The sequence below is a fragment of the Sporomusa rhizae genome, from assembly GCF_041428845.1.
Lineage (GTDB): Bacteria > Bacillota > Negativicutes > Sporomusales > Sporomusaceae > Sporomusa > Sporomusa rhizae.
Window position 1 is genome coordinate 1,272,620 of record NZ_CP156925.1, and the last position, 13,925, is coordinate 1,286,544.

5 protein-coding genes are annotated in these 13,925 nt (G+C 44.2%); all 5 read left to right on the top strand.

The window, feature by feature from the left end; genetic code table 11:
- Positions 1-75: 75 nt before the first annotated feature.
- Complete coding sequence (locus SRRS_RS05610) at positions 76-1,779, top strand: ShlB/FhaC/HecB family hemolysin secretion/activation protein (RefSeq protein ID WP_371366992.1); 1,704 nt, start codon at positions 76-78, stop codon at positions 1,777-1,779.
- A gap of 56 nt (positions 1,780-1,835) precedes the next feature.
- Positions 1,836-10,769: a hemagglutinin repeat-containing protein gene (locus tag SRRS_RS05615; RefSeq protein ID WP_371366993.1), complete on the top strand. Its 8,934-nt coding sequence runs from the start codon at positions 1,836-1,838 to the stop codon at positions 10,767-10,769.
- Between the two features lie 23 nt (positions 10,770-10,792).
- The gene (locus SRRS_RS05620; RefSeq protein ID WP_371366995.1) at positions 10,793-11,194 is read left to right on the top strand and encodes a hypothetical protein; all 402 of its coding nucleotides are present in this window, start codon (positions 10,793-10,795) and stop codon (positions 11,192-11,194) included.
- Positions 11,184-11,753 (top strand): RNA 2'-phosphotransferase, encoded by a 570-nt coding sequence (locus SRRS_RS05625; protein WP_371366997.1) that lies wholly within the window; start codon positions 11,184-11,186, stop codon positions 11,751-11,753. The genes SRRS_RS05620 and SRRS_RS05625 overlap by 11 nt, the downstream gene beginning before the upstream one ends.
- A gap of 566 nt (positions 11,754-12,319) precedes the next feature.
- Positions 12,320-13,870 carry an IS1182 family transposase gene (locus tag SRRS_RS05630; protein ID WP_371366999.1) on the top strand — a complete coding sequence of 517 codons (1,551 nt, stop codon included), beginning with the start codon at positions 12,320-12,322 and terminating at the stop codon, positions 13,868-13,870.
- The last annotated feature ends 55 nt before the right edge of the window (positions 13,871-13,925 follow it).

Here is a 13,925-nt window from a genome sequence, read left to right on the forward strand (position 1 = left end):
ATTGCTATGCTGAACGGAATGCGGCTGGTGAACAAGAGTAACTCTCTAACTCTAACCATAAGGAGACCAAACCACATGAACCAACACTTACTTTCGCAGCTCAGAAAAACCTGTGCACTCACCCTAACCATCCTGCTTACCAGCACCAACCTAACCTGGGCGTCTCCACCACCGACCAGGACCGAAATCGAAGACCAAAACCGCAAAGCCCGGCAAGAACAAGAAGCCCGTCAACAGCGCGAACAAACCCCGGACGTCTTTTTGCAAAAAGGCAAACAAAGCACCGACGACCTCAAACTGCCAGAAGAGACCCCCAGCTTCCTGATCACCACCATCAAAATTGCCGGCGATGATCAGGGAAACTTCCCCTGGCTGCAAGAACGGGCCAGCCTCTACCAAGGCCAAAACATTGGCTGGCAAGGCATAAATGCCATTGTTAAGAACCTCACCAACGTCTGCATTGACCGGGGCTATGTCACTACCAGAGTCCTCATCCCTCAACAAGACATCTCCACCGGAATCCTCACCCTTCAACTCGTGCCCGGTACCATTCAGGACATCCGGATCGCTGATCCCACCATCCGGGCCGATTGGAAAAGCGCCTTTCCCACCCGACCCAGACACATCCTCAACCTGCGCGATCTCGAACAAGGTTTAGAACAAATGAAACGAGTTCCCTCCCAGGACGCCAGCATGCAGCTCCTGCCAGGAGACAAGCCTGGCGAATCCATCGTCGAAATCACTGTCAAACAGACCAAACCCTGGAAACTCGTAACCTCCCTCGACGACTCCGGCAGCAAAGCCACCGGCAAACTCCAGGCGTCAGAAACCTTCGCTCTCGACAACCTCTTTGGCGTCAACGACCTATTTAACATCTCCTTCAACAAAGACGCCGAAAAAAACGACAACCAATACGGTACCAAAGGCAACAGCTTCAGCTACTCCGTTCCTAACGGCTACTGGACCTACTCCCTCTCAAGTTCAGTCTACAAATACCACCAGACAATCCCAAACCTCGGAAACAACTTAGCTTTCTCCGGCCGCACCAGAAACATTGAATTAAAAGCCGAAAAACTCATTCATCGTGACCAAACCCAGAAAACCCATCTGGCCCTTAGCGTCATAAAGTCCAAAAGCAAATCCTTTATCGAAGACGCTGAACTAGAAATGCAGCGGCGCAACACTACCGCCGCCAAACTCTCCCTCAGCCACAAACAATACAACGGCCAAACCGTCGTTGACTACAACCTAGCCTACAAACGCGGCGTACCCTGGCTCGGCGCCACACAAAACCCCGGCGATAACCAACCAGGTCAGCCGACGACCAAATACAACCTCTGGACCTTCGACACCAGCATCACCACCCCCGTTACCCTCGGTAAAACCAAAGCCCAATACAACCTAACCCTGCACGGCCAATACACCAAAGACATGCTCTATGCCTACGAATTCCTCAGCATCGGCAACCGCTACACCGTGCGCGGCTTCGACGGCGAACAAACCCTGTCCGCCGAAAACGGCTTCTACCTTAGAAACGAACTAAGCATACCACTTAGCCAATCAGGCCCCGAAGTATACATAGGCTTAGACCTAGGCAGAATCAGCGGACCATCCGCGAACCCCGACACCGGCAAAAGCCTGGCCGGTTCCACCCTGGGACTTCGCGGCAGCGTCAGTGGTGCCCAGTATGACCTATTTATCGGCACACCCCTGAAACGCCCGGCCGGAATCCAAGTCCCGTCCCACGTATATGGCTTCCAGCTGGTTTACCAAATATAGCTAGCTAGCAATAGCTTTAGAATAGATAGGAAATCACAGCCCAAGGAGGGGAAAACATGTCCGGATTTTCTCTAAAAAAGAAAGCCCAAAAACTAACTGCGTGGATCACCCTAGTACTATTTAGCTTGCAGCCAATCTTTGTTGCCGCCCAAACTGTAGCCGATCCCAACGCAGCCAAACAAAACCGACCGACCGTCGAAAGTGCCCAAAACGGCACCCCGGTCGTACAAATCGCAGCGCCCACCGCTGGTGGCGTATCTCACAACCTCTACCAACAATTCAATATCGACCCCAAAGGACTTATATTAAATAATTCATTCGGCTTTTCCAAAACCCAACTCGCCGGATACATACAAGGCAACCCTAACCTCGCCGGCGGTTCCGCCCGGGTCATTTTAAACGAAGTTACCAGCAACAACATCAGCCATCTCCGTGGCTACCTCGAAGTCGCCGGCCAACGAGCCGACGTCATCATTGCCAACCGCAATGGCATCATCGGCAACGGCTTTGGTTTCATCAACACCAATAGGGGCGTACTCACCACCGGTACCCCTGTCTTTGGCGGCAACGGCAGCCTCGAAGCCTTCCGCGTCACCGGCGGTCAAATCGCCGTCCAGGGCGACGGTATCAACGCCACCGGCGCCGACCGCGTCGACCTCATCAGCCGAGCCGTCACCGTCAACGCCGGCATCTGGGCCAAAGAACTAAACGTAGTAACCGGCCCGAATGCCGTAGACTACAACACCCTAACCACCCAAACCGTAGCCGGCGACAGCGTCGAACCCCAGCCCCAAGTGGCGATTGACGTCAGTGCCTTAGGCGGCATGTATGCCAACAAAATAAAACTAGTCGGCACCGAACAAGGCGTCGGTGTCAACAGCCAAGGCACCCTATCCGCCGATAGCGGCAACCTCATCCTGACCAACAACGGCCAAATCACCCTCGCCGGCAAAACCAGCGCCAGCGGTAGTATCAATATAAGCGCTACCGATGACATAAATGCCCAAGGCACAATCTTTGCCAAGCAAAACACCAACATCAACAGTAATGGTACATTAACCAACACCGGTACCATTGCCGCAGGTAACAATACAGACCTTACGGCCAAAACCGTAGCCTCTGCCGGAACCATTGCTGCCGGCATAAAAACCGACGGTACCGTCGGTACCGCAGGCAACCTAACCGTCAACGCCACGGGAACCATAACATCCACAGGTAAAAACATTGCCGGAAGCAACCTTAACCTGACCGGAACAACTATCGACGTAAGTGGTGCTACCACCTATGCCGGCAATTCAGCCAACATCACTGCAACCAATGGTGACATTGACCACAATGGGGCAACAACCCAAGTCAACGGCCAACTAACCTTGAACGCGACAGGTGCAGTCAAAAACCTGAATAATACAAACAACCAAACGGGACAAATCACCGCTGGACAAATCGCCATTACAGCGAAAGACATACAAAACCAGGATGGAACCATCCAACAAACGGGTTCTGGCGATACAACCCTGACTGCCACCGGTACCATCGATAACACCGGTGGAACCATCGCCACCAATGGCACAAACCTTACCGTAAAATCCAATACAATCAACAACAGCCAGGGAAAACTCCAGCACGCGGGAACAGGAACACTGGGAATACAAACAACCGATGGAATACAAAACACTACCGGCACGATTGCTACTAATGGACAAGCCACACTCAACGCTCAAAATCTTCACAATACCCAAGGCACTATTAACGCCGGAAAAGACCTGAAAATATCCCTAAACGGTAACTTAGCCAACAACCAGAATGGCCAGTTAAAAGCCAACCAAAATCTAACCATGAACATCGGCGGTACCGTTACGAACGCAGGAACCATTACCGCCGTTAAAGATGCTGACATAAATGCCAAAGACATGACCAACGAAACCGGTGGAACTATCATCACCGGCAACAATTTGAGCCTAGTAACAAGCGGCACCCTAACCAACCAAGGAACAATCTACGCCCAGGGCAATACCAAGCTGGAAAGTGCTGGTGCCTTAACCAACACCGGCTTGCTTGCCGCTGCCAAAGACACCACCCTATCCGCCAACACCATTTCTTCCAGCGGTGTCATCGGTTCCGGCCTTGCCAGCGACGGCAGCATAGGCAATACCGGTACCCTTACCATCAAAGCCAATACCACCGTTGCCACCACCGGACAAACACTAGCCGGCGGCGACCTCGCCATCACCGGTACCGCCATCGACCACACCGGCGGTAAAACCTCTGCCGGTGGGACTGTCAGCTTAACCGCCACCAGCGGTGATATCAACAATACCGGCGGCGAAATCCAAACACACGGCGCGCTAACCATAGCCGCGGCTGGCAACATAAACAACGATAAAGACAGCCAAGGCAAATCCGCCCAGATAACTGCCGGCAAAGTAACCGCCGTAGCTAATAGCATCAGCAACAAGGGCGGTATCATAAAACAATCAGGCACAGAGAGTACAAACATAACAGCGACAACTGCCATCGATAATACCGATGGCACCATCGCCAGCAATGCCGAGTTCCTCACCGTGGAAACCGGCATCCTAACCAATACCAACGGAAAAATCCAACACGCGGGAGCAGGCGAGCTGACAATACAAGCGGCCAATACCATGACTAACACCAGTGGCAGCATTGCTACCAACGGCCAGCAAACTATTCAAACTCAGGCGCTAAATAACACCAAAGGTACCATTGTAGCCAAAAAGCAACTTATAGTAAAAGCGCCTTCCCTTGTAAATAGTCAGGGAACCCTTGCTGGTGATTCTATACACATTACTTCCCAAACAATCACCAACAACCAACAAGGCTTAATCCAGGCGCAAAAAGGCCTAACAGTAAAAGCCCAAAACCTGGATAACCAGACAGGCAGTCTGCTAAGCCTTGACAACAGTGGCGCTATCATCGCCGTTGGCCAAACCATCCAAAACTCAAATGGTGTAATCGGTGGCAATGGGGATGTAACCATAACCGCCGCCAACCTAACCAGCCAACAGGGACAAATCCTGGCACAAGGCGACCTTGCTGTCACCACAAGTCAGGGACTGGATAATACCAAGGGGAAAATGGTATCCCAGAAAAATATTAATCTTAACCAAAACAACACGATAGTAAATAACACCAGCGGTACAATTACCGCCGGTGGCGACCTGAACGTACAGGCAAATACAATGAACAGCACAGGTGGTACCCTGATCGCCACCAACGATGTTAACCTTACCGCTCAAAATCTGATAAATGGAACAACCACGGCAGGGCGTGACGTCAACCTCACTGTAACTGGCGACTATACCCAGGAAACCGGTCAGGTACAGGCTAATCGTGATGTTAATATTCAAGTAACTGGTATAGCGACAAACAAAGGCAGTATTAATGCCGTAGAAACTGTTAAGCTGAATGCAACAACAGTGAATAGCAACACAGGTGCTGTTATATCTGCCAATAAGCAGTTAAAAATGTCGGCAACAAACGATGTCAACAACGGTGGCAAACTTGACAGCGACTTGGTAGATGTAAAAGCACAAAACATCAACAATACCGGAACCATTATGGCCAAGAACCTAACCATGAATGCCAATACCATCAAAAACACCGGCGACGCGGCCATGTTGGCCACGACTACCGAAATGAACCTTAATGCCAAAACAACCCTGGAAAACAAAGACGGCGCTACTATCTATAGCATTGGCAATATTACCATAGCTGGCAGTGACAAACGGGATGAACAAGGGCAACCGATAGATAGAAGTGGTTCGGTGCTTAATCAGTCGGCTAAGATTGAGGCTGATGGTAATATTGCTATTTATGCTAAGGACATTACGAATAAAAGAAGAGTGTTTGTTACGGGGCAAAGGGTAGTTTCAACTGATTATCCTAAGGCAATTTTGGTACGCTCAGATAGAACTGACGAAGGTGAAGATATTGATATATATCTAGTGAGACAAACTGTGACAGAAGTTGGTGTACTTGAAACTTCCTCAGAGGGAAAAATTGCAGCCAATGGGAACATGTTTTTACGTGCAAATGTCATAAATAATGATAACAGTAGAATCATGGCAAGAAATACACTTGATGCGACAGGTGTAATTAATAACGTTTCACAAACTCAGATGAGAGTCACTACCCAGAGATTAGTGTCTCAGAGTGATTTGTCGCTTCCTTGCTGGTGGAATGAAACAATTTATGAGGAACTTCCAAGCACCACAGCCATTTTTGGAGGTGGACAATCAGTAACAATACAAGCTCCCACTATAACTAACATCACCAAGAATCCCGCAAGCATTAACGGGGTAACCTTTTCTGCCTTTAAATCAATACAACAATCCAATGTATCCGAAATCCAAACTGTTCTAGGAAACACCAATACAACACCGATAGGACAGCCAGGAACAACTGGCAGTATATCTAATATAGTCAACAAAAACAGCATGAACATAACCCTGCCCTCAAATGGCCTTTATAACATTCACACCGAACCGGGCAGCCGTTACTTAGTAGAAACAGACCCAAGGTTTGCCAACTACCAAACCTTTATTTCCAGTGACTATATGTTGCAAAACCTTGGCTTAGACCCGGCGAAAACCATGAAGCTGGTCGGCGATGCTTTCTACCAACAAAAACTGATTCGTGACCAGGTTGGCCAGTTAACCGGCAAGCAATTCCTTGGAAACTATTCTTCCAACAATGAGGAATATAAAGAGCTCATGGATAACGGAACAACTTTTGCGAAACAGTTCAACCTGCAGGTGGGTATTTCCCTAACCCCTGAGCAAATGTCACAACTCACTTCAGACATAGTGTGGATGGTAGAGCAAGAGGTGCAGGGCATGAAAGTACTCGTACCGGTAGTATACCTTGCTCCCAGACATACTAGTAGTCTGAATTCTAAAGGGTCCATTATTGCTGCCAAAGATGTTCAGATTACGGCTGATCAGGAGATACTCAACCAGAACAGCAAAATAATTGGTGAGAATATAAGCTTGATAGCTGGCCGGGACATTAAAAGCGAAACTACCACTTATGTAGCCGAGACCGAAAATCACTTATATAATATAAGGACAATAGCTGGGCAAACCGCAGAAATTAGTGCGACCGGTAATTTAAACCTTAATGCAGGACAGGATGTACAACTCATAGGTGGAAAGTTATTGGCAGGAAAAAATCTAACCATTGATGCTGGTCGTAACTTAGAAATAGGTGCAATAACTACAAAGGATAAAACTACTGCTCGAAATGAAACAACGACCAACCTAACCAGCGGCATAAAAGCCGGCGGTAATATAAGCATGATAAGCCAACAGAATATTAATTTAAATGGTGCTCAGATGGAAGCAAGCAATGATTTCATTCTTAAATCCTCTTCTGGCAACATTAATATTGGTGTAGTTAAGAACGAAGAGATACATGATATAGAAGTAGGAACACCAAAAAATTGGAAACGTATCTATAACGATGATGAAACTGTGATCGGCAGCAACCTGCAGGCCGGCGGAAGCGTCACTATTACTGCTAAACCAGATAATAGCACTAATAATGCTAATGGTGGCAACGTCACCATTAGCGGTAGCACCATTTATAGCGAAAACGGTAAAATTGCCATCAACGCCGATAAAGATGTAACAATTCAAGAGGTAAAAGAAAAACACGAATCACAATTGCAGACCCATAGGAAAAAAAGAGGGACCTTATCTTCAAAAACCACAGACACCCTCGACTATTCCCTCACTAACCAAGTTAAAGGCAGCAACATTTCCGGTGACAAAGTAGACATTAATTCAGGCAACAACCTAACAGTAAAAGCCGGTACAATTGTCGCCACAAACGATGTTACTCTTCAAGCCGGCAACGATGTAACCCTTACCTCGGCCCAAGAAACCGGTAATGAAGAACACTACAAACGCGTCAAAAAATCCGGTTTGTTGAGTGGTGGCGGCTTAGGTTTCAGCATTGGTAAAGAAAGCACAACAACAACCTTAAATGAGCAAGTAAAAGCCGAAATCGGCAGCACCGTAGGTTCTGTTAGTGGCAATGTCACTGTCACCGCCGGCAACAAAGTAAAGAGCGAAGGTACAACCTTTGTCAGCGGCAAAGACACCAACATCACCGGTAAAGAAGTAACCATTGACAACACAATCAACACCTATGACAGCCAGTACAAATTCGAATACAAAAAAAGCGGACTTACTGTATCCTTGGGTGGTGCCGCTGTCGATGCCGGACTTAGTCTGGCCAATGATTCAGAGCGAATGGGTCAGGTAAAAGATGAACGCCTCCAAGCCCTCTATGGATACAAGGCTGCAAAAGACTTAAAAACTCTCGGCAGAGAACTTAAAGGCAATCCGAAAGACGGCTTATCTGTCAACATCAGTCTTGGTTCAACTAAGATGACTACGGAGCAGAACACCCACGTAAAAACAATAAATCCGACAAACATAACTGCAGGCGCAAACGTTACCATTAAAGCAATTGATGGTGATGTCAACCTTAAGGCTACAAACATCAATGCTGCCAATATCACAATCGACGCCGTAAAAGATCTCAACATCGAGTCCGCCCAAAACAAAATGGAGTCCAGCACCAAAACGAGCTCATCCTCCGCATCCATCGGCGCATCCTTCGGTTTGGGTACAGGAGCATTCAATGGATTCACAGGCAGCTTTAATTCCAGTAAAGGCAAAGAAAACGAGTCATCTACTACCAACACCGAAAGCGTAGTCAACGCAAGCGGCACAGCGACTCTTAAATCAGGCAACGACACCAACATCATCGGCTCCCAAGTCAAAGGTAACAAAGTAGAAGTCAATGTTGGTGACAACCTTAACCTAGTCAGCCAGCAGGACAGCGACACCTATACAGCGAAAAATCAGAGTGCGGGAATCGGTTTTGGCACTGGAAATATTAGCGGTACCCACGGTTCAATTGGTGCAGGCAAAACAAAATCCAATTACGACAGCGTCACTGAGCAGGCAGGTATATTTGCCGGCAAAGATGGCTTTGCTATCAAAGTTGGCAAAAACACCGACCTAAAAGGTGCGGTTATTGCCAGCGATGCTACACCGGATAAGAATAAGATTTCTACAGACACCCTGACTTACTCGGATATTCAAAACCACGCCGAGTATAGTTCCAGCAGCGTTGGAGTTGGCTACAATGCCGGAAAAGATGCTAATGGTAAGGATGTAGCTAAAAAAGATCAAGGATTAATGCCCAATCTTGGCGTAACAGCCCAAGGCGACGCAGATAGTACCACTAAGTCTGCCATTTCACCAGGAACAATTGAAGTGCGTAGTAATCCAAATCAAGACCTTTCCAACCTAAGCCGCGATACCGCAGGTGCAGTAAATGCTTTAGGTAAAATATTTGATAAAGCTAAAGTACAAGAACAGCAAGAACTGGCCAGGGTGTTTGGTGAAGAAGCATTTAAAGCCATTGGTGATCTTAACCTAAAAGAAGGTAGCCCAGAAAAAGCTGCTTTAGATGCTTTTGCCGGTGGACTAATGGCCAAACTGGGCGGAGGAAACTTTGCTTCAGGTGCTGCCGGTGCAGGATTTAATCAACTGCTAATGAACGAGTTGAAAAATATCAAAGACCCTGCTGTTATGCAATGGGCTAGTGCGATTGTAGGGGCTGCTGCTGCAAAATTAGTTGGCGGTAATGCTCAAACAGGAGCTAGTGTAGCTGCTAGTGAGACGAAGAATAATTTCTTATCTCATGAACAATATGCTAAATATCAGAAACAACTGAAAGAATTGAAAGAAAAACTAGAAGATGGGAGTATTAGCCCAGAAGAGTATAATGAAGCTGTAAACAAGGTAGTGACCAATTGGGCGGCTAAAGATAAGGAGCAAACTAAACAGTGGCTAGCAGAGCACCATATTGACGCAGTATTAATAGAGGATGAATCTGGACGGATAGCGCTTGAAAAACAACAATACCAGCAAATGGTTATCGAGTTAAGCAATAGCAAAAGTGATGAAGAAACTGCCGCTATAAAGGCAAAATGGCATAAAGTGTCCGATGAACAAATTGATAAATGGAATGAGATGGGGGATAATCTAGGAGTTAATATGGATGGAACCAACTACTCTTCATTCCCTAAATTATCAACAGAAGTAGTGAATCTCAAGGATAAATATTCATACGGTCAGGGAATAGACTTTGCATTAGGATTCGGAAAAGGCTTAAAATATAAAGTTGATGAAATACCTGAATTTATGCTGAAGAGTGATCCTAAGCAAATTGATGACTTAATTGAAAGTATCCCTGGTCAACTTCAATCCGCATGGAACGATGGTCTAGAAAACACCACCGTCAAAGTCGCTGGAAAAGTGTACAAGATTACCATAGAAGATTGGAAGAAGCAATACAATGCAATACAAACTATATCCAACCCAGAGGAACGAGGTAAAAAAACTGCTGAATTATTGGTTGATATCGGAACTACTTTTGCGGCGGTACGGTCTGTAGGCAAAGCAGCTAAATCATTTAATGAGTTTGGAATAATTGATGAAGCTAAAGCTGCATTAAATAATGAGAATGGTTCTGTAAGGATTGGGGGGGCGGGTAAAGCTTTTAATAATGGCGGAGTACTTGACAATGCGAATTTTGCACAAAAGAAGTTTAATGCAGCTGGTAAATTTAGTGATGGTGGTATAGAGTACTGGGAAAAGACTTTAGGAAGACGTGTTGAAACAATGGAGGAGTTAAAATCTTTAATAAAAAGTGGAGAAGTTAAAGTATCACAAGTACCCATTGATTATATTGTTAGAGATGGAAACACATTGATATTAAATACGAGGTCATCCCAGGTGTTAACTGAATTGGGAATACCAAGAAGTCAGTGGAACGCTGTAAATAGGACTGGTCAGGATTTATATGAAACAAATTTAACAAACCAATTGGCTAGGAATAAGTTAACATCTGAAGGCGTTCCGAATGTTGTGCAAAGTGGAAAATAATAAACTAATGGATGTGAGTAGTAATGAATATTAAGGAACTTTGGGTTTTTCCTGTACCTTCAACATGTATTAATAAAAGGGTATCGTTATACTTTCCTGGAGGAAAAGCAATACTAAAATTTGATTATTTTGATGAAGAAAATGATGACAAGATTTTTAACAGTGGTATTGTTTTTGATGCGGCGGTAGCACATCGGCATTCTTCAGAAAAATTTACTAAGTTTATCAGTCAGGCATATGATAAGCTGATAGAAATCGAAGATTCTGAGTGGGTTAAGGAACTTTCAAGCATTAGTTCAGAGTGGGCTGAATTTTGGAAAATTAAGCATTATGCAATATACCTAGATAGTTATGGTTTATATGAATTCATAGCTTCTGGATATAGTCTGACTGAAACTAAAGAGGGTGCTCTTAATGAGGAATAGTAAGATAGACTTCATGAAACTAAGTAAGGAAGTATCCTATGCTTTGAGACATGCTCCTTGGGAATATGAATTGGAATTAGGTGAGGAAGGCTGGGTTGAAATTGACCAATTGCTTTACTCTATGAATGAATGTAGAGAATGGTATGATTTAAGTGAGCAGGATTTACATTTGATGATAGAAAAGTCTGATAAGAAACGCCATGAGATATCTGATGGAAAAATAAGGGCATTATATGGTCATTCTTTACCGCAAAGGATAGTAAAAGAGGAAAAGGAACCACCTAAAATTCTATACCATGGAACAGCGAGAAGGTTTTTAGCATCAATAAAAGTGGATGGATTATTACCAAAAGGAAGGCAATATGTTCATCTATCAATTGATGTTGATACAGCATCTCAAGTGGGGAAACGTCGTGATAACGAACCAACTATTTTTGAAATTAATGCAAGAAAAGCTTGGGGTGAAGGAATAAAGTTCTATCAGGGAAACGATAAGGTATGGCTAGCTGATTTTATTCCAAGTAAATATGTTAATGAAATTGATTCTAAGAAAATGTAATCTAGCTACAAAATACTGTCTAAGCTAACTGCAAAATAAAGTATGAGACGCTAAAAAATGATACTTCAAATAAAATCATTAATAAGAGACATGAATTGTAGCAAAATATTAACTGCATAATCATAATTCTGCAGTCAGTCACCCAGAAGGCTCCCAGCATAGCGGCAATACCGTCGGTAGTATCAATGACGCAACTGTCCCTACTGACGTTTTGCGGAGGAGAAACTGAACAGAAAAATAAGGTCAGTGGACGTGAAAATCCGCTGACCTCTCTTTTTTTCTCAGGTGTCGTCTGGTGATCAAACAACAACTGGATAATATAACCTATTAATAATTCTTTAAAATCAAATCTGGTGAATCAGAAGGACTTAGACTCATTACTGCCACAAAACGGACAATTACCACCATAGCCATTACCAGAGCAGTTATCACAATACGTACTACCACAATCTGTAGTAGGGACAAGGGGACAGGTTGAAACCACTGAAAAAGTCAATAAATATCAAGAATTACCCGATTTTGGTATAATGGAGATATAGAATATATCAAAAAAGTGGTGATTAGGCATGCTTAAACCTAAATCAAAACAATTAAGTTTATATTCCATCTTATATGATAAAATACCCGATGATCATATACTTAAAAACATAGATAAAGCGGTAGATTTTAGTTTTATAAACAAGTTGTTAGAGGGCTCATACAGTGAGCATTTTGGCCGTCCAGCTAAGGAACCTGAAATGATGGCAAAGCTTCTGATATTGCAATACCTATATAATCTATCTGATACAAAAGTAATAGAGGAAACCTCGTTAAATCTCGCTTACATGTGGTTTGTTGGCATAAACCCAGATGAGGATTTACCGGATGCAAGCTTGCTTGCCAAATTCAGAACACAACGACTTAAGGATAGTAGTGTCGACGATATCATTAAGGAAGTAGTTCGCCAATGTGTGGAAAAAAACATTATTAAGGGAACCGGACTTAGTATTGACGCTACTCATACAGAAGCCAATACAGCAAAATTAGTTCCCGAGCGAATCATGAAACGTTTAGCAAAAAGAATATTAAAAAATGTGGAGAAGGAATCCGGAGAGATGCCGTCCGGAATAAATACAGACATACCTGATTATAAGGTAATTGAAGACTCTAAAGAGGCTAAGCATGTCATGAAAAATTACTTAGAAAGCATGATGAAAGAAGTCGAAAATAAAGTTGATATCTCAATTATGCCAGAAACGGAAAAAGCGATAGCTGAAGCTAAAGAAATATTAAGTGACAAAAAATTCATCATACAAAAGGGCATACGATCACTTGTAGATAAAGACGCTCGTGTAGGGTATAAATCAAAAACTGATAGTTTTTATGGTTACAAAATAGAATTTACAATGATACCAGAAGAACGTATTATTACAGCTATAGAAACGTGCGATGGTGCTTACGTAGATGGGAGTAAGTTTGACGAATTGTATAACCGCAGTAAAGAATGTGGAAATAACATAAAAGAAGTCTATGGCGACAAGGCCTATTTCCGTAAGCCAATACTTGACACTTTAAAGCTGGACAAAGTGGAGGCTATTATACCAGTAAGTGCCTCCGTATACAAAATTGATGAAAGTAGATTCAGTTATAACAAAGATAGCGATCAGTGGTTTTGCAGAATGGGAAATCATACAGTACATAAAAAACAAGGAAAAAGCAGTTGGGGGCAACAAATTCTAAAGTATACATTTGATAAGACCCTATGCAAAGAGTGCCCCAATAAAGTAGAATGCGCTGGAAAGACATCATCTGTAAAGCGCTTAGATATTGGCATTAATACGGCTGACTATTATGAGCATAGTCAGCGAGCAAATACGCAAGAGTTTAAAGAAAAATATAAAAAGCGTGCAAGCCATGAATGGAAAAACGGCGAGTTGAAGCGCTTTCATGGATTAGACCGTGCCCGAGGGTATGGTCTAAAAAGCATTAGTATGCAAGCCAAGCTAACAGCTTTGGCAGTTAACTTAAAAAGGATAGCCGCGCTGGTATCCTTTTATCGTACATATTTTAAGCGGATATTATTTAAAACGAACTTTGTATTAAGGATTAGCATGAAGCAGGTCAGGTGTGTTGGTTGAAAAAACAGGGATTTTTCAGTGGTTTCGGACAGGTTCGTTGTCCCGGGAAGTAAAA